Annotated in this window: 20 protein-coding genes and 1 pseudogene; 4 read left to right on the top strand and 17 right to left on the bottom strand. The window is 69.8% G+C overall.

Annotated features, from left to right (window positions below):
• Positions 1-35: 35 nt before the first annotated feature.
• The 3 genes from OG266_RS25190 to OG266_RS25180 are packed head-to-tail and all read right to left on the bottom strand — an operon-like array spanning position 36 to position 2,695.
• Positions 36-1,040, bottom strand: a complete 1,005-nt coding sequence (locus tag OG266_RS25190; RefSeq protein ID WP_266459929.1) for a hypothetical protein — start codon at positions 1,038-1,040, stop codon at positions 36-38.
• Positions 1,041-1,073: 33 nt separating this feature from the next.
• Positions 1,074-1,553: an HIT family protein gene (locus tag OG266_RS25185; RefSeq protein ID WP_371548558.1), complete on the bottom strand. Its 480-nt coding sequence runs from the start codon at positions 1,551-1,553 to the stop codon at positions 1,074-1,076.
• 2 nt (positions 1,554-1,555) lie between these two features.
• Entirely contained in the window at positions 1,556-2,695 is a 1,140-nt protein-coding gene (locus tag OG266_RS25180; RefSeq protein ID WP_371548557.1) for a hypothetical protein, read from the bottom strand.
• A 231-nt stretch (positions 2,696-2,926) separates the two neighbouring features.
• Between OG266_RS25180 and OG266_RS25175 the strand changes: the two genes are divergently transcribed.
• Positions 2,927-3,823 (top strand): hypothetical protein, encoded by an 897-nt coding sequence (locus OG266_RS25175; protein ID WP_371548555.1) that lies wholly within the window; start codon positions 2,927-2,929, stop codon positions 3,821-3,823.
• 10 nt (positions 3,824-3,833) lie between these two features.
• Here OG266_RS25175 and OG266_RS25170 read toward each other — a convergent pair whose 3' ends face one another.
• A complete protein-coding gene (locus tag OG266_RS25170) occupies positions 3,834-4,259 on the bottom strand; it encodes an ATP-binding protein (protein WP_266459918.1) in 426 nt (141 codons plus the stop codon).
• 210 nt (positions 4,260-4,469) lie between these two features.
• Here OG266_RS25170 and OG266_RS25165 point away from each other — a divergent pair, with 210 nt between their 5' ends.
• The 3 genes from OG266_RS25165 to OG266_RS25155 are packed head-to-tail and all read left to right on the top strand — an operon-like array spanning position 4,470 to position 5,950.
• Positions 4,470-5,321: a helix-turn-helix transcriptional regulator gene (locus OG266_RS25165; RefSeq protein WP_329547044.1), complete on the top strand. Its 852-nt coding sequence runs from the start codon at positions 4,470-4,472 to the stop codon at positions 5,319-5,321.
• A gap of 9 nt (positions 5,322-5,330) precedes the next feature.
• Positions 5,331-5,513 carry a DUF397 domain-containing protein gene (locus OG266_RS25160; RefSeq protein WP_371548553.1) on the top strand — a complete coding sequence of 61 codons (183 nt, stop codon included), beginning with the start codon at positions 5,331-5,333 and terminating at the stop codon, positions 5,511-5,513.
• Positions 5,514-5,551: 38 nt separating this feature from the next.
• Complete coding sequence (locus tag OG266_RS25155) at positions 5,552-5,950, top strand: nitroreductase/quinone reductase family protein (protein WP_266459906.1); 399 nt, start codon at positions 5,552-5,554, stop codon at positions 5,948-5,950.
• Positions 5,951-5,975: 25 nt separating this feature from the next.
• Here the strand turns inward: OG266_RS25155 and OG266_RS25150 are convergent, their stop codons facing one another.
• The 13 genes and pseudogenes from OG266_RS25150 to OG266_RS25090 all read right to left on the bottom strand — a co-directional run bounded on the left by OG266_RS25150 (position 5,976) and on the right by OG266_RS25090 (position 19,103).
• Positions 5,976-6,443: a GNAT family N-acetyltransferase gene (locus tag OG266_RS25150; RefSeq protein ID WP_371548552.1), complete on the bottom strand. Its 468-nt coding sequence runs from the start codon at positions 6,441-6,443 to the stop codon at positions 5,976-5,978.
• A gap of 45 nt (positions 6,444-6,488) precedes the next feature.
• Positions 6,489-6,797 (bottom strand): annotated as a pseudogene (locus OG266_RS25145) (hypothetical protein); the annotation flags it as partial.
• Between the two features lie 41 nt (positions 6,798-6,838).
• A complete protein-coding gene (locus OG266_RS25140) occupies positions 6,839-7,432 on the bottom strand; it encodes a GNAT family N-acetyltransferase (RefSeq protein WP_266459900.1) in 594 nt (197 codons plus the stop codon).
• Positions 7,429-7,959: a hypothetical protein gene (locus OG266_RS25135; protein WP_371548550.1), complete on the bottom strand. Its 531-nt coding sequence runs from the start codon at positions 7,957-7,959 to the stop codon at positions 7,429-7,431. Before OG266_RS25135 ends, OG266_RS25140 begins: the two co-directional genes overlap by 4 nt.
• A 150-nt stretch (positions 7,960-8,109) precedes the next feature.
• Entirely contained in the window at positions 8,110-8,949 is an 840-nt protein-coding gene (locus OG266_RS25130; protein ID WP_371548548.1) for an aldo/keto reductase, read from the bottom strand.
• 121 nt (positions 8,950-9,070) lie between these two features.
• Complete coding sequence (locus OG266_RS25125; RefSeq protein WP_371548547.1) at positions 9,071-10,768, bottom strand: methyltransferase; 1,698 nt, start codon at positions 10,766-10,768, stop codon at positions 9,071-9,073.
• Positions 10,769-10,873: 105 nt separating this feature from the next.
• Positions 10,874-12,037 (bottom strand): 4-hydroxybenzoate 3-monooxygenase, encoded by a 1,164-nt coding sequence (locus tag OG266_RS25120; protein WP_371552941.1) that lies wholly within the window; start codon positions 12,035-12,037, stop codon positions 10,874-10,876.
• A gap of 166 nt (positions 12,038-12,203) precedes the next feature.
• Entirely contained in the window at positions 12,204-12,908 is a 705-nt protein-coding gene (locus OG266_RS25115; protein ID WP_371548546.1) for a TetR/AcrR family transcriptional regulator, read from the bottom strand.
• Between the two features lie 28 nt (positions 12,909-12,936).
• The gene (locus OG266_RS25110) at positions 12,937-13,833 is read right to left on the bottom strand and encodes an SDR family NAD(P)-dependent oxidoreductase (RefSeq protein ID WP_371548545.1); all 897 of its coding nucleotides are present in this window, start codon (positions 13,831-13,833) and stop codon (positions 12,937-12,939) included.
• A gap of 64 nt (positions 13,834-13,897) precedes the next feature.
• Complete coding sequence (locus tag OG266_RS25105; RefSeq protein ID WP_371548544.1) at positions 13,898-14,653, bottom strand: SDR family oxidoreductase; 756 nt, start codon at positions 14,651-14,653, stop codon at positions 13,898-13,900.
• A 112-nt stretch (positions 14,654-14,765) separates the two neighbouring features.
• Positions 14,766-16,217 (bottom strand): aldehyde dehydrogenase family protein, encoded by a 1,452-nt coding sequence (locus tag OG266_RS25100; RefSeq protein ID WP_371548543.1) that lies wholly within the window; start codon positions 16,215-16,217, stop codon positions 14,766-14,768.
• 22 nt (positions 16,218-16,239) lie between these two features.
• A complete protein-coding gene (locus tag OG266_RS25095) occupies positions 16,240-17,970 on the bottom strand; it encodes an amidohydrolase family protein (RefSeq protein WP_371548542.1) in 1,731 nt (576 codons plus the stop codon).
• Between the two features lie 14 nt (positions 17,971-17,984).
• Entirely contained in the window at positions 17,985-19,103 is a 1,119-nt protein-coding gene (locus OG266_RS25090; RefSeq protein ID WP_323178291.1) for an LLM class flavin-dependent oxidoreductase, read from the bottom strand.
• Positions 19,104-19,113 lie beyond the last annotated feature (10 nt).

The raw sequence follows: 19,113 nt of genomic DNA, 5'->3' as shown, positions 1-19,113 counted from the left end.
AACCGACCCGCAGTCAGCGAACGACCGAAGCACCCCTACACGTCACTGTCGAAGGCAACGTGCAGATGATCCCGATGCACCCGGTCAGAGAAGAACCCCGGAAGCCCGAGCTGCCGCGGCCCGCCCACGTTGTACGCCCCCGCCTTCGCCGCCGCCCGCATGAAACCGTCGACGAGCGCGTCGGAGGTCGCGGGGTCGATCACCGCGTGCCCGTCGACGGCCCACACGTCGAAGGCGCGCATACGGGTGTGGTCGCTGAGCCGGTCCGTACCGAAGACGTTGCGCGGGTGCCCGGTATGGACGACGCTCACGTCGATCTCGTACGTCTCCGCCAGCGTCAGCAGCGCCCGCAGCGGCTTGGGACGCAGCTGCCCGGCCCGGATGTCGGCCTCGGCGGCGGGCGGCAGCCGGATCCGGTCGTGCGCGACGACCTGCTCGATCAGCGTGCCGGGCCGGGCGAGCGGCTTCGCGGCACGGGACGGGTACAGCTCGCTGACCTCCCACCCGGAGGCCGCCCGGGTCAGCCGTACGTCGACGGTGACCCCGCCGTCCTCTACCTTCCCGTCCGCCGCCCTCCCCCACTGCCGGAGCGCGACCAGGACACTGGCCCGCGCGCTCAGCAGCCCTCCGTACTGGGCGGCGATCACACGGGTGGTGGCCTCGGGCCCGGCGTCGAGCAGGGGCCCCGCCTGCGTGACAAGGTGCGGGACGGAACCGGCGGGCACGTCCTGCGCTGCGGCCCGCTCCGTCGCGGCGGCGGCCCCCTGCTGCCCGCGCGGCCAGGTGCCGAGTGCCTCCAGAAGTCGTACGGCCGCCCCTTTGACCTGGGGTTCGACCTCGGTACGGACGAAGGGCCAGGGAGACGCGGAGGGGAGGGGGTCGGGCGGGGAGGGGGATGGGGTGTTGCCACTGCTCGGAGCCCGCGTAACCGGCGAACTCCCTGTCGGCGTGGGCTCCTTGCCACCGCTGGTACAGCCCGCGATCGCGGCCGCGGCCCCCGCGACGGCCGCCAGCAACACCCGCCTGGCTGGTTCGGTCACCCCTCCAGCATGACCCCGCGTCCCGACGCACTGTCAAGGCGACTGGGGAGTGGCGCCGCCGAGGCGAAGAAGCTGAGCGCGAAGAGCATGGGCCACGTGGTCTGCCTGGTCAGCTGTGACTCGCTCGTGCTCTGGGCCCCCAAGCAACTCGAAGACCCCCGGCCCTCGTTGGGCTTCCGGCAGATTCGCCATACGCGGCACGATGTGGAAGTGCACGTGGGCGAAGCCTTCGGTTTCTGCGAACTGCACGACGTAGGTCTTGACGCAGCCGGTCACCCCGCGGAGGGCCCGGGAGAGCTTGACCTGCCAGGTTCCCAGAGCGGCTGCCTCGGCATCGGTGAGGTCATGGACGGCCGTGACGTGGCGTCGGGGCAGCAGCACCAGCCAGCCGGGCAACGCGGTGTCGAAGACATGGGCCACCCGCCAGTGCTGGTCGAACACGACGCACTCGCGGGGCGGAAGCTCGTCGAACCGCGCTTCCTTGGCGCACGCATAGCAGTCGGGAGCCGTCATGCTCACCGCAGCGACGGATGGGACTTCTCGCGCACGGTCCACCCTTCCTTGTCCATGCTGACGCTGTCCATCGTCCCTCCCGCGAGGAGCCCCACGGCCCCCGAGAGCACGCCCAGCAGCAGGGCGGCCCAGTACGGGACGACATCCAGCAGGAACGGTACGGCGAGGAGGGCGCCGACCGCCGCGATGCGCAGGTGGTAGGCGTGCTCGTTCGGGAGGTACCGGGACGGACGGGCAAGCGGTGCGACGGCGACCGAGGGGTCCGTCTCGCACACGGGTGCGGCACCGGCGCGCAGGTAGTACGAGTGGTCGTCCTCCTGCGTCATGCCCCAGACCACGTGACCGGAGTCGGAGACGAAGGCTGCCGAGACCGTGCGCTCCTTGTTCGTGCCCGCGATGTCCCGCCACCGGGTCGGCCAGCACAACCAGCCGTCGTGGCCCACGAGTCGGGCGGCGGCATGGACGAGGTGCTTGTTGCCGACGGTGTCGCTGTGGCCGGCCCCCGTCATGGCCTGGAGCCGGACGGTCCGTTGTGTGTCGGTGGCACCCTCGTCCACCAGATCGACGCCGTAGGTGGTGGCGGCGGCGATCTTGCCGACACCCTGCCCTGTCGGGTACCGGTACGTCTCAAGGACCGGGGTATCGAACCGGACGCGAACCGCGTGGACACCGCCCGCGGCGGCGTCCTTCTTGAGCATGTGCTGCATACGGCCGAGGTTGCCCTGAACCAGGATGAGATTGACCACGGACAGCACGGCGCCGAGGACGAAGGTGAGCAGGCAGTACACGGCGCCGAGCTTTGAACCCCGGCCGTCGTAGGCGCTGTTGGCCGCCACGTACGGTGTCCAGACGATGAGGTAGGCCGTCGCGATGAGCCCCCAGTCACGGCGCAGCACTCCCAGCTTGCCGGGGATCGTCGCCCGGGGAGGAGCGGTCGTCGGCAGCAACTTCGCGGGTGGTGCCGACCGAGAGGCCAGCAGCCAGCCCACGACGGACACCGCCGCCAGGACCAGCGGCACGAGAACGTCCCAGCGGGGGCCGTGCAGGTCGTACCGGAAGGCGGCCGCGCCCCATGCGACGGCTGTCGACAACAGGGCCGTCGCCCCCAAAGTCCTTGCGAGCGGCGTGGAACTGCGCTGCATGCGGCCTCCCCCTGACCGTGGCGTGAAGATCTTGTGTGGCACGGAGATTACGCCCAGTTGATCAGCTTCCGGAAGGCCTGTGGACAAGTACCGCCGCCGTGCATGAGCTGCCTTGGGCGGCTCCGAAAAGCATTCTGAAACGATCAGTAAAAAGAAATTGGGTGGCACCGGCAACTGGCAGTATTCGGCGGCAGCACGCGAGTTGAGGCGGCCAACCGGCAGGGGGAAGACATGGCGACGGACGTTGTGGAGGCTCAGCAGGACCGGCCGCCCGGTTCCGGGGCGGTGCGGAAGCGCGGCGCTGCGTTGCAGGCTCTGCTGTTCGCGGTGACAGCGCTCGTCGCCGGGGCCGCGGGAGTGGGCGGCACCTTGCTCTACCAAAGGGGCGACGCTCCGGACACGTCCGCCGTCGACGGACAGGCCGCCGATGTCGCCGAGGCCCTCCGCCAGGACCTGAACGCCGGTTTTTACTCGGGGGGTGGGACCTACGGGGGCCAGTTCACCGAGGGCACGATCGTCGCTCAGGTCGAGGCGCACGGCGGAGCGGTGCTGAGCTCCGGCACGGCGAAGGGTGAGCCCGGCAGCCTCAGCGTGCACACGGCGACGGTGATGCTGGGGCTTGTGCCGCCCGGCAAGGAGACCGTCGCCGCCGACGCCTACCCCGTCCGCTGCTACCGCTACACCTTCAGTCTCGGCGCACACAGCGTGGAACAGTCCGCCACGACCTGCCCGGCCACGCGCGCCGACGGCACGCCCGGCAGCCTCGCGGCGCAGATGGGCGTACTGCTCTCACGGCAGCCCACCGGCACGAACGCGTACCGGGCAATGACGACCTCGGGATATCCCCACACCCCGCAGGGCGCCACGGACTTCCTGAAGGAGAGGGGGATGGTCGGCGCCGGGAACACCGTAAGCAAGGTCTCCGGGAAGGCCGAGAGCGATGACCTGTACCTCGTCGCCCTGCGTATCAACGACGTCTGTCACTACCTGCGTATGGACTCCTCGTCCTCCGCGTCACGCCTCATACCGCTGTGGGCCGCCCCGGCGGACGAGCAGGAAGCCTGCGCCGTGCAGCAGGCCGTGGCCGCCGCCACCCTGCACGGGATCGACCCGGCGAAGGCGGGGTGACACCAGACCGTCACCCCGCGCCGCATTCGGCCCACAGCAGCTTGCCGCCCTTCGACGCGCCCAGTTCGCGCAGCACGGACGCGCCCCACGTGTCGGCGCAGGCCCGTACGAGGTGCAGGCCTCGGCCGTGCTCGGCGGTTTCCGCGGCCTGCGGGGGTACGTCGCTGAAGCCGGGCGGGACTCTCGGGTCGGAGTCCCATACGGCGACCCGCAGCCGGTCCGACTCGGTCGACAGGACCCGCAGGGCGTACGGGCCACTGGTGTGACGGTGCGAGTTCGTGAGCAGCTCCGTCGCCAACAGCTCTGCCGTGGGGGCGAGTTCGGACATCTCATGGGCGGCCAGAATCAGCCTGAGGGTTCCCCGGGCGATGCCCGGAGCCCGCGGATCGTGCGGAAGTTGCAGGGTGTAGGACCAGGGCGGGGATACGGTTGCCATGGAAGTTTCCGATCACGAGAGGGAGTTGGGGTCGTTGGTCTGCGGAGCCCAGTGACGATGCCGCTCCGTCGAGCGGGGTACTCCCGGGCGGGGCGCCTGGGAACGAAGGTAGGGCACGCACAAATAACTTTTGGCGAATCCGAGAAAACTTCGAGAGACTTCCCTCGTGTGAGTGACATCCCAACTCGGCGTAGAGCCAGAGGAGTTCACATGCCCCCCAAGCCCTCGGCGTCGGCCCGCCGCATCCGGCTTGCCGTTGAGCTGCGCAAGATGCGCGAGCGAGCGGGCATGACGGCAACTGAGGCAGCCCGCACACTCGGGGTCAGTCAGGGGCAACTCAGCAACATCGAGTCGGCCCGATTCGGGGTCAGCCCCGACCGTCTCAGGGCGATGGCCAACACGTACACCTGCTCGGACCAGGCTTTCGTCGAAGCCCTGGTCGACATCGCGACCGACAAGACGCGTGGCTGGTGGGAGTCGTACCGGGAGGTCCTGCCATCGGGCCTGCTCGACCTCGCCGAACTGGAGCACCACGCCACCGCCGTGCGCACCGCGTACACAACCCACGTCTCGGGATTGCTTCAGACCCATGACCACGCCCGCGAGATCTTCCGCCACGTGATCCCCGCCCCCACACCTCCCGAGGTCGAACACCGCGTCTCGCATCGCATCAAGAGGCAAGACGTCATCTACCGGGCCGATCCGATCCCCTACCGCACCGTGATCCATGAAGCAGCCCTGCGCATGCGCGTCGGCGGCCGGGACGTAGCACGCGCCCAGCTTCAGCACCTGCTCGACATGAGCGAGCAGGAGCACATCACCGTGCGCGTACTCGCATTCGACGTCGGGGCCTTCCCTGGGTCAGGCCAGTCCATCAACTACCTGCACGGCCCTGTCCCACAGCTCGACACCGCTCAACTCGACCAGTTCCACGGTCCCGTACTCCTGGACGCCGAAGCACTCTTGGAGAAGTACCGGAACCTGCTCGACGTAGTGGAGGCCACTGCTCTCAGCCCTGAGAAGTCCCGGGACCTGATCCACGCCATCGCCCAAGACCTGTGAAGGAGCCCCATGTCCACGCATGACTGGCAGACCTCGTCCTACTGCCAGGAGGGCGACGCGTGCCTCCACGTCGCCGCCACCGAAAAAACGATCCATCTCACCGAAAGCAGCGACCCCACCCGAGCCATACTCTCGACCCACCCCGACATCTTCGGCGCCCTTCTCCGGGCGCTCAAGAAGAACCAGTCCTGAACCGCCCCGCCCCCGGGCCCCAACGAAAGCGCCCCCACATGCCCCGCGATCACGATCTCAAGTTCCGGCTGGTCACGTCGTTCCAGCGGCGGATCGGCAACCCGGTCACGAAACTGCTGCCGTTCCAGACGCTCCTGGAGACCACAGGGCGGAAGTCGGGGCTGCCCCGCCGAACCCCGGTCGGCGGACGCCGCGTCGGGACGGAGTTCTGGATCGTGTCCGAGTACGGCGACAAGTCGCAGTACGTGCGGAACATCAAGGCCGACCCGAGCGTCCGGGTCCGCGTAAAGGGACGTTGGCACCACGGCACGGCCCACCTGCTGACCCAGGACGACGCCCGCGAACGGCTCAGGTCCCTGCCACGGCTCAACAGCGTCGCGGTGGCCGCGCTCGGGACGAACCTGCTGACGGTACGGGTGGACCTGACGGACGGCTGACCGGGCCGGGGCAACGGCCTTGGCTTCAGTTCAGGGTGAGTAGAACTTCGTCGATCTCACCGTCGCGAGCCTGGGCAAAGCCTTTGTCGTGCCCGGTGAGGACGAAGCCGCACTTTTCCAGTACGCGGATCGAGCCCGCGTTGTCGGCTGCCGCGCGGGCGTACAGCGGCCGGGTGCTGACGAGTTCGAGCAACGCCGTGAGCGCCGCCGTGGCGATTCCGCGTCCCCAGTGCGCCCGGTCGATCCAGTACGTGACCTCGCGTTCGTCCGGCGGCCCGTACACCGAGACGTGGCCGACCACCTCGTCGTCGGCAACTACGGTTCGTATCAGGTTCTCGGGGTTGGAACGGATCTTCGCCCAATGGCTGTCGAAGAGCCCCCGGTCGTAGTGGTACTTCCCTGTGAACGCGGCAAGTTGCTGCGCCGAGGGGTCGGACAGGTGCTCCCAAAAGGTGGACAGGTCGCTGTCACGCACTTCGCGGAGAGAGATCATCTCGGTGGTGGCTCCTGAGGCCGGTCGAGAACCCGGCGCTGAATCTCAGTGCCGGTTTTCGATCCTCGGTTTTATGTAGCTTCGGACCTTAGGGCCTGTCCCGATGCCGTGGGCGAGGAGGCTCTCGGCGGTTTCCGCGATGGTGTCCTCGATGGGACGCGCTCGCCACCCGAGAAGCTTCTCCGCTTTGGCGCTTGTGGCGTCGAGATCCCGGCCGAGCTGGTGCTTGAGCAGTCGCAGTTCCGGGTTCACGAGGCCCAGTGCGCGTACGAGCCACACGGGCAGTTCACGGGTCGGGGCCTTCGCGGCGCGCTCACCCAGGCGGTCATGCAGAATGCGTGCGATGTCGATGACGCCGCACGCACCGGTAGACACCGCCCACGAGACAGGACCTGTCAAATACGAGTTGCGTTCGACGCGGAATCCAGCTGCCCACTCATCGAGTGCAGCCGCGTGAACTCGTCAGCGAGCATGCCCAGCATGACGACATCGTGGTAACGACCAGCGAAGAAGACGTGATCACGGAGGCGCCCCTCCTCGACGAAACCGAGCCGACGATGAAGGGCCAACGATGCCTCGTTGTGTGCGAAGACCCGCGCCAGGCACTTGTGATAGCGCCGCTCGGCGAACATGAAACGCAGCAGCGTCACCACAGCTTCTGCCGCGTAGCCCTTGCGCCGATGATCAGCGCCCATCGTGACCCCGTACTCGAACCAGCCCGCACGTGGATCAGCGTGATGCGAGCCGACGGTGCCGACTATTTCCCCCGTCTCGACGGCTTCGACAGCCAACCTGAAGCATTCGCCGTCGGACTTGGAAGTGGCCTGCTCCGTCGCCCAGGTACGGAAGCCCTCGGCGGAGCGAGGTGGTTGCAGCAGGTCTCCCAACCGCTCCTCGTCCACGGCGAAGCGCATGAACGCGGTCCAGTCGTCGGGCTCGATACCGCGCAGACGTACCCGCTTGCCCGTCCAGAACGATGTCGGCGTCAACTGTCCTCGCAAGCCCTGGCTTTGAACTCCGCCAAGGGGACGGTGACCGCGGATTCGTCGCCGTCGCCGGAGCCGTCTTCGTAGCGGACCGTTCCCGGGGTGAGCCGGTCCCGGTCGGTCAGAGTGAAGGAGACGCTGCTCGACGAGGACGAGTTGTCCTTGGTCCAGCCGTAGAAGGCGTAGGTGGTCTTGGCGGTGAGCGGTTGGAGAGACCGGGTCGCGGTCCACCCGGCGGAGGGAGAATCGAGGTTCCAGGTGGCGAGACCGTCCTTGAGGGGCCGGTCGGCGTCCCATGAACCGACCGTCACCTCGTCGTCGACGTCGGCGCTGTCCACGTAGAGGCTCGCGCCGTCGATCTGATGCCCGCAGACCATCATGACGCCGAGCAGCCGGCCGTCGTCGGTCACGGAGATGCCGGCGACGGCATCGATGGGCACCGTGCACCCCGAGGTCGCGGCCAGGGCCACGCCGGCGGCGACAGCGCCGACGAAGCGTCGCAACACCGGTCGTAAAACGGTCGACTTCACAGACCCCCCTGCCCGGGGGAACCGTGCTTGGCCCCCCTGCACACCGAATGGTAGGGACGCCCCACGTCGAACCGCGGCGCCGCCGCCCACTCGTTGCGCCCTCGTTGTGCCCTCGTAGCCGCTGTCCCTGCTCGAAGCTCGAAGTAGCCGCTATCCCCGCTCGAACAGCCTGTCCAGGCGGGCCAGTTGCTCCGGGGTCGGCCGGAGGCGCGTGGCGGCGAGGTTCTCCTCCAGGTGGTCGATGCGGGCGGTGCCCGGGATCGGGAGGATGACCGGCGAGTGCGCCAGGAGCCAGGCGAGGGAGAGTTGCGTGGGGGTGGCGTCGAGTTCGGACGCCACGGCGGCGACCTCGGCCCGCGCGCCGAAGTCCCCCGCCGCGACCGGCCGCCACGGCAGGAACGCGATCCCCGCCGCCTCGCAGGCCGCGAGCACGGGCTCGTACTCCCGGTCGAGCAGGTTGTAGCGGTTCTGGACGCTGGCGATGTCGACGATCTCCCGCGACCGGTCGAGTTCGTCGACGCTCACCTCGGACAGGCCGATCCGGCCCACCTTGCCCTCGGCCCGGAGCTCCCGCAGCGTGCCGAGCTGGTCGGCGAGCGGGGTCTCCGGATCGATGCGGTGGAGCTGGAGCAGCTCGATCCGGTCGACCCGGAGCCGGCGGAGGGCCAGGTCGACCTGAGCGCGCAGTACCGCGGGGCGGCCGTCGAGACCCCACTCCCCCGTCGACTCCGAGCGCGCCACACCGACCTTGGTGGTGATCAACAGCCCGTCCGGATAGGGGTGAAGGGCCTCGGCGAGGAGTTCCTCGTTGGCTCCCCCGCCGTACAGGTGGGCGGTGTCGATCAGTGTGACGCCCAGTTCGACGGCACGCCGGGCGACCCCGATGGCGGCCTCGCGGTCCGGTCCCGGCTCGGTCGGCAGCCGCATGGCCCCGAACCCGAGCCGCCCCACGGTCAGTTCCCCGCCGATACGAAACGTGGTCTGTGTCATCCGACGCCTCTCCCCCGTCACCCGCGCCCTCACTCGTTCGAGAGGCGGTTCAGCCACTCTGCCAGGAGAGTTGATTCGGCCGGAGTGAGGAACGCAAGCGATCATCCGACACCGACAAGGGCTACTCGGATCCGGTGTTCACCGCCCCGGTCCTGCGGACGTGCAGCACGCTGCCGTCCAGGGGCAGCGGTGCCCGGCCCACCAGGGTGAGGCCCGCATCGGCGAACAGCCGGGCGTAGTGGTCGGCGCGCCGTTCGCGGCCGCCGACGTTGCACATCATGTGCAGGTCCCAGGCCGTGGCCAGCGAGGCCGAACCGTCGGCGGGCAGGACGCGTTCGACGACGAGCAGGTCGGCGGTGTCGGGCATCGCGCGGGCGCAGTGGCGCAGGATCTCGCGGCAGCGTTCGTCGTCCCAGTCGTGCAGGACGCGCGACAGGACGTAGACGTCGCCGCCCGCGGGTACGTCCGCGAAATCACCGGCCCGGAAGGTGCACCGTTCCGTGTGGCCGGCCGCACCGAGGAGGCGGCGGGCGGCCTCGACGGTGTGCGGGCGCTCAAGGAGTACGCCGTGCAGGCGGGGGTGCGCGGAAAGGATTCGGCCGAGCAACTCCCCGTTGCCACCCGCGATGTCGACCACGGTGGCCCCTTCGGCCGCCGCGTTGAGGACCGGGTGGGTGGGCAGCGGGTCGAACATCCGTGAACCGGCGGCCATCGACCGGTCGAAGAGTTCGGCGAGTTCGGGATCGCGGGCGAAGTGGTCGAAGTGGTTCTCGCCGAAGCGCTGCTCGAAGGCGACCTGTCCGGTGCGCACGGTGTGATCGAGCCCGGCGAAGGACTCGTAGAACGGTCCCCCGTACATCAGCGCCAGCGCTCGCATCGACCCTTCGGTGTCCGCGCGGAGCAGGGCGCCGGTGTCCGTGAGCCGGAAACCGTCGCGGTCCTCGCTCACCACGCCGAGCATGGTGAGGTAGCGCAGCAGGGTGGCCAGGTTCGGCGCGCGGGCACCGACGTCCCGCGCCAGTTCCGCCAGGCCGACGCCCCGCTCCTCGTCCATCGCGTCGGCCACCCCGAGGCGCGCGAACGCGGCCAGGGCCTGCGTCGTCCACGCCCCGGTCAGCAGGCGCAGCAGGGTCTCGGCGGGCTGCCGCTCACGGTGCTCGTCGAGGTGGGCGGCGAGGACGTCGCGGTGGTCGCCGGGGACGTACAGCTCCACGCGCCGGTACCCGGTCTTGGCCTCGGCGGGCGCGGTGAAGTAGAACACCGTGCCGTTCTCGTGCGGGTTGTAGCCGCCGCCGTCGGGGGTGGCGCCGTACCGTCCGAAGACCGCGCACAGGCCGCGCAGCACCAACGGGTCCGGTGCCTCGACCTCGAAGGCGACATGCGCCTCGTGCTGCCGCTCCCGCTCGTGCGCGGCGACCGTGTCGAGGTCAGCCCCCGGCGGCACGGTCAGCGCGAACACCTCGACCCAGCGCCGCGCCCCGTCCAGGCACTCCACCGCGGGGCGCAGAATGCCGACGTCGAGCTCCGCCGCACACCTCTTGTGCCGTACGGCGAGACGCTCGCGCACGACGACGCTCGGCCGCGGCGGCGCGTCAGCGACGAGCCCGCAGTCGGCAAGCGTGGCGTCCAGCGCCGCCTCGTCGGGCGGGAAGACGAGCAGCGCCGCGTGCGAGAAGTCGCAGCGCTCCACCAGGGCCCGCAGCTCCGGGCCGTCGAGCCCGGGGAGCAGCAGCCGGAGCAGCGTGGCGGTGTCCTGTTCCTTGACGAAGTCGACCGTCGCGCGCAGGCGGGACGTATCGCCCGACAATGCCGTGATCATTGCGGGGGGATCCTCATTCCGGGGTTCGGATGTACGCATACGGATGCAGGCGTACGGACGCGGGCGTACGGATGTACGCGGGTGCGGAGTTGGGGGGATGACGGGCTATACGCCGACGTAGTGCTCGGCGAACCAGTCCTGGTGGCTGCGCGAGGTGCGCAGCGAGGTGAGACGGGAGCGGCGCAGGGAGTTGTGGAACAGCGACTCGCCGTCCGCGCCGGACGGGCCGTGCAGCAGCCCGATCATCCAGTGCGAGAACTCCTGCGCACGCCAGATGTGCGTCAGGCACCGCGCCGAGTAGGCGTCGAGACCCCGGGGGTCCCCGGCAGTGAGGTCGTCGGTCAGGGCGTCGGCAAGGACCGCCGCTTCGAGGACCGCGAGATTGGCGCCCTTCGCGGCGGACGGGCTGATCAGACCTGCGGCGTCGCCCGCGAGGAACAGCGCGCCGTGGCGCAGCGGTTCGAGCACGTCGGACTCAAGGTCTACGACGGAACGCTGCACGACGCGCCCGCGGCGCAGCGGGCCGTACTCCCGCGCGCGCATCCGCAGCTCCAGCTCGTCCCAGATCCGCTCCTCGGACCAGGTGTCGGCCGGGGTGCCGCGCTCGCACTGCAGGTAGTAGCGGGTGACCTCGCTGGTGCGGGCCATGTGCCCGGCGAACCCGCGCTCGTGCACCGCGTACCCGACGGCGTCCAGACTGGGCGGCGCCTCGGCGAGCAGACCGAGCCAGGTCACGCCGTGATCGCGGTGGTGGCGAACCGTTCCGGCCGGCAGTGAACGCCGGGCCGCGCCGTGCCGCCCGTCGCAACCGGCCACGTACCGCGCCCGCCACAGGCCGACCCGCCCGTCGGCCTCGCGCACGGCCACCTCGGGCCGCTCGGTGTCGGCGTCGCGTACGGCCAGGGCCTCGGTGCCGAAACGGATCTGTCCGCCGCGTTCCAGGAACCGCGCCAACAGGTCGGTCACCAGCTCCTGTTGGGGGTAGACGGTGTGCCGCTCGCGCTCCCCGAGCCCGCTGTAGTCCAGCCGGAACCGGCCGTCCTCGGTACGGAACTCGCAGGTGCTGTGGATCCGCCCGTTCCTATGCAGCCCCTCGGCGAGACCGTGCCGTTCCAGGATCCGTACGGTGTTGGCGGCCAGGAACCCGGCACGTGCCCGCGTCTGCACATGCGTGCGCTCGGCCCGCTCCAGGACGACGCAGTCGATCCCCCGGTCCACGAGGATGTTGCCGAGCACGAGCCCGGCCGGCCCGGCCCCGAGGACGACCACGTCGGTCGTGTGGTCGTCCGGTCGCCGCCGGCTCTTCCCGTCTGTCACGGAACCAGATACTAAGTAGCTCTAAATCGGTGGTCATACCGAAATCACCTGAATGCCCGGCTCGAACGACAAAGATCGTTGGGCACGACCGTGGGGGCCTTCTCGTGCTCACTCGTGCTCACTCGTTCGAGAGGCGGTTCAGCCACTCTGTGAGGAGAGTCGTTTCGGCGGGGGTGAGGCCCGGGGGCGTGGACTGGCTCAGGAGGGCGCTGAGGCGGGCGGCCGTGGCGGGGACCCGTACCTCCTGTTCGGCCTCGGGCGACTCGTTCGAGGCCATCACCTCCGGTGTGAAGACCACCGCATGCACCGCGTCCCGTACCCGCCGCGACACCGTCTTGTCGGTGAAGGTCGCCGGGCGCGAGACCAGCATCAGGGCGATGCCGACGTTGGCGGACATGATTATCTGGGCGGCGAGTTCCGGGGCGAGGCGCAACCTGCCCTGCTCGGCGGCGCGTTGGAGGTCCGAGGTGAGGATCTGGTGGGCTTCCAGGGCCGCGGCCGGGGGTGTGCGCATCGCCGGGGAGTTCATCAGGCGGTAGAGGTTCGGGTTCTGGAGGGCGAACTCGGTGTGGGTGTCCCAGCCGTCGCGCAGGTCCTGGACGGGGTCCGTGCCGGGGTCGCGGTGGCGTTTGGTCGCCAGGTACTTGTCCCAGCCGTGGTCGACGACCGCCGACAGCAGGCCCTCCTTGTCCCCGAAGTGGCGGTAGAGCGCCGGGGCGCCGACCCCGGCGGCCTCGCAGACCGCCCGGGTCGAGACATCCCCGTCCGGGGACTCGGCGACCAGCGCGGCCGCCACTTCGAGAATGCGCGCTTTCGTACTCACGGTAGCGACGCTAACGGATGCCACGTGTTCAGACCCCCTGATGGGGGGCGAGGAGGTCTTCCAGGCCGATCCGCTTCAGGAACTCGGCGCGGATGCGGTCCGCGACCCGGCTGACCTCTTCGGAGCCGTCGTTCGCCGGGTCGATGTGGACCCGGAAGGGCCGCTCGCCGTGCGGGGTGTCGACGATCCCGACGATCGCGTCGGCCACCTGGGACACGTCCGCGTCGGCGGGCGCGAGGGCGGCGAGGCGCTGGGAGACCTGGTCCATCAGGCCCGCGTAGCGCTCCTCGTACGCGGGGATGACGGTCTGCTCGGCGGGGTGTCCGCCGGTGGCGAAGTGGTTGGTGCCGGAGGTGAAGGAGCCCGGCACGACGATGGTGGTCTCGATGTCGAAGCGGGCGAGCTCGGCGGCGTACGACACCGCGAGCGAGTCCATCGCGGCCTTCGCTGCGAAGTAGGGGGCGAGGTACGGCGGGGTGCCGCCCCTCGTCGACGTGGAGCCGACCCACAGCACCAGGCCGTGGCCCTGTGCCCGCAGGTGCGGCAGTGCGGCCCGGTTGACCCGCTGGGTGCCGAGCACGTTCGTGTCGTACACCGCGGCGAGCTCTTCCGGCGTGAAGGCCTCGGTGGGGCCGGTCACCATGTGGCCCGCGTTGTGCACGAGCACGTCCAGGCGGCCCGCCTCGGCGAGGATCGTGGCGACGGCGGCGTCGGCCGACTCCTGGGAGAGGACGTCCAGTTCGACCGTACGCAGGTCCACCTGGTGCTCGGCGGCGTACGCCTCGGCCTCCTTGACCCGGTCCGCGTTGCGGCCGGTTATGTCACGCATCGCGGCGTAGACGGTGTGCCCTGCTCGGGCGAGTGCGCGGGCGGAGAGGGCGCCGAAGCCGGACCCGGCGCCGGTGATGACGATGACCTTGCTCATGGCAGAACTCCTTAGTGGCTTGAGGGGCTTGAGGGGCTTGAGGGGCTTGAGGGGCTTGAGGGGCTTAAGCGATGCCGCCGTTGGCCCGGAGGACCTGGCCGTTGACCCAGCGGCCGGCAGGACCGGCGAGGAAGGAGACGACCCCGGCGATGTCCTCGGGGGTGCCGAGGCGCTCCAGCGGCGGCTGGGCGGCCATCCGCGCGATGGTCTCCTCGTCCTTGCCGTCCAGGAACAGGGCGGTGGCGGTCGGGCCGGGGGCCACCGCGTTGACGGTGATGTCCCGGCCGCGCATCTCGCGGGCGAGGATCAGGGTGACGGCCTCGACGGCGCCCTTGGTGGCGGCGTACGCGCTGTATCCGGGGATCGCGAGCGCCAGCACGGAGCTGGAGAAGTTGATGATCGCGCCGCCCGCGCGCAGCCGGCGCGCGGCCTGCTGGTCGACGACGAAGGTGCCGCGGATGTTGGTGCGGTGCATCCGGTCGAGGGCGTCGAGGTCGAGGTCGACGAGCGGGGCCAGCGCCATGACACCCGCCGCGTGGACGACGACGTCGACCCCGCCGTACGTGTTCTCCGCCGCGTCGAAGAGGGCCGCGACCTCGCTCTCGTCGGCCACATCGGCACGGACGGCGACCGCCTGCCCGCCCTTCTCGGTGATCGCGGCGACGGCCTTGTCGGCCTCGGCCTCATTGCCCGCGTAATTGACGACGACGGCAAATCCGTCGGCGGCGAGGCGCTCGGCGGTCTCACGGCCGATCCCACGCGAACCACCGGTGACGACGGCGACACGGAGGGTAGGACTGCTGGTGGACTGCTCACTCATGACGTTGCTCCCTGTCGAGACTGGGGTAGCGGTCTTCGCTTCCCCACAGGAACAACGCTAACACTTAGACGGTAGCAACGCTACCTTTGGCCGTAGCATCGCTACGGGCAGGTCACCCCGGCCACACGATCGCCTGCACCTCGCTGTACGCGTGCAGGGCGTACGACCCCACGTCCCGCCCGACCCCGCTCTTCTTGAAGCCGCCGAACGGTGCCTCCATGTTGCGGCCGACGGTGTTGACGCCGACCCCGCCTGCGCGGAGCCGCCGGGCGACGCGGAAGGCGCGGGCGACGTCGCCGGACCAGACGTAGTCGATGAGGCCGTAGTCGCTGTCGTTGGCGAGGGCGATGCCCTCCTCCTCGTCGCCGAAGGGGACGACCACGACGACAGGGCCGAAGATCTCCTCGCGGACCACCCGCATGTCCGGGGTGCAGTCGGCGAGGAGGGTGGGGGCGACGTAGAACCCGCGCTCGTACGGCGGCCGTTGACCGCCCGCGACCACCCGCGCCCCTTCCTTCCGGCCGAGTTCGACGTACGACTCGACCCGGTCGCGATGGGCCGCGGAGATGACCGGGCCGACGACCGTGCCCGGCTCCCGCGGATCCCCGACCTTCAAATGACCGGCGTACGCGGCGAGTTGCTCGACCAGCCGGTCGTGCACGCCACGCTGCACCAGCACCCGCGTCGGCGCCGTGCAGATCTGCCCGCTGTAGAAGGAGAACGTCGTCCCGATCCCCGACACCGCCGACTCCAGGTCGGCGTCGTCGAAGACGACCGCCGCGCCCTTGCCGCCCAGCTCCATCAGCTGCCGCTTCATCCCGCGCCCGCACACCTCGGCGATGCGCTGCCCGACGGCGGTCGATCCGGTGAAGCTGACCATGTCGACGTCCGGGGAGTCGACCGCGGCCTCGCCGACCTCCGGCCCCGTACCGCTCACCACGTTCACGACCCCGGGCGGGACACCCGCCGCCTCCAGGGCCTCCGCCATCCGGTACACGGAGAGGGGGTCCTGCGGGGCGGGCTTCACGACCACCGTGTTGCCCATGGCGAGAGCGGGGGCGATCTTGCCGGCCGGGTTGGCCCAGGGGTTGTTGTAGGAGGTGATGCAGGTGACGACGCCTACGGGCTGGCGTACGGCCAGGGCGCCCATCACGGCCGCTCCACCGAAGGGCCCGGCCTCGTTGATCTGCGGCGGCAGCGGCTGCTCGACGGGTTCGATGCGCGCGTAGCGGTGGAAGCGGGCCATGCCCACGCCCACCTGCATCGCGCGCGCCGTCCCGGTGGTGGCGCCACTCTCGGCCTGGGCGAGTTCGGCGTACGGAACGAGGTTGCGCCGGATGATCCCGGCGGCCCTTTCGAGGACGGCGGCGCGTTCCTCGGCAGGTGTACGGGACCACGGCCCGAAGGCCTCGCGGGCCGCGGCGGCGGCCGCCCGCACCTGCTCCCGCGAGGCCTCCGGCGCCAGCCCGACGACACCCTCGCTCGCCGGGTCGGTCACCTCGTAGAACCCGTGGTCGGGCACCACCCACGAGCCGCCGATGAACAACCGCTGCTCCTCGGTCACTTGAACCTCTCAGGGGCGTCGCTCACTTGGTGCTCACCGTCCGCGTGTCCCGACCGGACCGGAGCACCTTCCCCGGCACCGAACCCGTCACCACATCACTCCTGATCGCCTCAACGCCGTTGACCCACACGGCGGTTATGCCGATCGCCTTCGAGTCGAGGCGCGGACTGTCACCCGGCAGGTCGTGCACCAGGGTGGCCTTGCCGGCGTCGATCCGTTCCGGGTCGAAGAGGACGAGATCCGCATGCCAGCCCACCTCCAGGCGCCCCCGCTCACGCAGCCCGAAGAGCCGCGCCGGGTCGTCCGTCAGCATCTTCACGGCCTGCTCCAGCGTCACGAGCTTCCGCCCGCGCAGGCAGTCACCGATGAAACGAGTCGTGTACGGGGCTCCGCACATGCGGTCCAGATGGGCCCCCGCGTCGGAGCCGCCGAGCATGACGTCCTCGTGCCGCCAGGTCTCCTGCCGCAGGGACCACGAGTCGGGATCGTTGTCGGTCGGCATCGGCCACAGCACGGTCCGCATCTCGTCTGCCGCGCAGATCTCCACGAGGCACTCGAACGGCTCCTGCCCGCGCTCGGCCGCGATGTCCTTCACGACCCGCCCGGTCAGGCCCTCGTTCGCGGCGCTGTAGGTGTCCCCGATGACGTACCGCCCGAAGTTGGCGAGCCGCCGGAAGACCCCGGCCTCCTTCGAAGTGGCCCTCCGCAGCATCTCGGCCCGCACGTCCGGATCGCGCAGGCGGGCGATCCGCTCGGGCACGGGGAGCGCGAGTACCTCGCCCCAGCCGGGGATGAGGTTCAGCGCGCAGAAGGTGCCCAGCGACATGTTCATGGGGGTGAGGATCGGCATGGTGAGCGCGACGATGCGGCCACCGGACTTGCGGGCGCGTTCGCTCGCCTCCAGCTGCCGGGGGACGCGCTCGGGGACGGCGGCGTCGATGGTGAGCACGTTCCAATTCAGGGGACGGCCGGCCGCCGCGCTCATCTCCACGAACAGATCGATCTCGTCGTCGCTGAACTGGTCGAGGCAGCCCGCGACGATCGCCTCGATCTGGGTGCCCTCGTGCTCGCCGACGGCACTGCTCAGCGCCAGCAGTTCCGCCGGTTTCGCGTGCCGCGAGGCGACCGGCTTCCCGTCGCCGTCGGAGTGCGTGGAGGACTGGGTGGTGGAAAGGCCCCAGGCTCCGGCGGCCATCGCGTCATGGAACAGCCGCAGCATCTCCTGGAGTTGCACCTCGGTCGGCTGCCCGCCCACCGCCTCCGCGCCCATCACGTACCGCCGCAGCGCGCAATGCCCCACCATGAAGCCCGCGTTGACGGCGATCCGCCCCTCAAGGGCGTCCAGGTACTCCCCGAAGCTGTGCCAGCTCCAGGGCGCCCCCTCTTCGAGCGCGACCAGGGACATGCCCTCGACCTTGGACATCATGCGCCGCGTGTAGTCGGCGTCCTCGGGCCGGGCGGGGTTCAAGGGGGCAAGCGTGAAGCCACAGTTGCCGCCCGCGACGGTCGTCACCCCGTGGTTCAGGGACGGGGTGGCGTACGGGTCCCAGAAGAGCTGGGCGTCGTAGTGCGTGTGCGGGTCGACGAAACCGGGGGCGAGGACGAGCCCGTGCGCGTCCTCGCTCGTCCTGGCGTCCTCCGTCACCTCGCCGATGACGGCGATACGGCCGTCGCGTATCCCCACATCGGCGGTGTACGCGGGGGCGCCCGTGCCGTCCACGACGGTCGCGCCCTTGATCAGATGGTCGAGCATCGCGGAGGAACCCCCTAGACGGTTTGACGGAACCTGGTCGTCCGGTGCACCGGATCCGTGTCGATCTTCGGAATCACGTGCTCGCCGATCAGCTTGATCGTCTGCAGCGTGTACTCCCGCGAGACCCCGACCGGCAGACCGAAGGAGAGCTGGTCGGCGCCCGCCTGCTCCCACCGCTTGCACTGGGTGAGCACCTCGGCCGGGTCACCGCAGATCAACAGCTCCTCCTCGATGAGGAGTTCGACGAACTCCTCGTTGTACTCGGGGAGCGTCTCGGGCCACACCGGGAAGCCCTCGGGCCGCGGGAAGGTGTCGTGGTAGCGGAAGACGAGGGAGGGGAGGTAGTGCAGCCCGCCACTGACCGCGATCCGTATCGCCTCCTCGTGCGTCGGCGCGCAGATCGCGGTCGTCGTCACCATCACGTTGTCGTTGACGAAGTCCCCGATCGGCTGCGCATCGACGACCGCCGTCTTGTACTGCTCCAGGACCCACTCCATGTCGGAGACCTTCTGCACGCTGAAGCCGAGCACCCCGAGCCCCTTGCGGGCGGCCATGGCGTACGAGGGCGGCGACCCGGCGGCGTACCACATCGCGGGGTGCGACTTCCCGTACGGCTTGGGGAGGACCTTGCGCGGCGGGAGCTGCCAGTGCTTGCCCTGGAACCCGACGTACTCGTCCTGGAGCCACATCTTCGGGAACTCGGCGATGGTCTCTTCCCAGATCTCCTTCGTGTAGTTCATGTCCGTGATGCCCGGGAGGAAGCCGAGGATCTCGTGGCTTCCCGCGCCGCGCCCGCTGCCGAACTCGAAGCGGTTCTCGGTGAGATGGTCGAGCATCGCGACCTTCTCGGCGACCTTCACCGGGTGGTTGACCTGGGCGAGCGGGTTGAAGATCCCGGACCCGAGGTGGATGCGCTCGGTGGCGTGCGCGAGGTAGCCGAGGAAGACGTCGTTGGCCGAGAGGTGCGAGTACTCCTCCAGGAAGTGGTGCTCGGACGCCCATGCGTACTTGAAGCCGGACTTGTCCGCCTGGATGACGTACTCGGTCTCCTCCATCAGCGCCTTGTGCTCCGCGAGCGGGTCGGTCTCGGCCCGCTTACCCACGTATCCCTGTACAAAGAGCCCGAATTCCAAGGAGGTTCAC

Origin of the sequence: Streptomyces sp. NBC_00554, assembly GCF_041431135.1 — a bacterium.
GTDB lineage: Bacteria > Actinomycetota > Actinomycetes > Streptomycetales > Streptomycetaceae > Streptomyces.
Note: the sequence above shows the minus strand (reverse complement) of the source record. Positions and strands in the feature narration are given on the sequence as shown.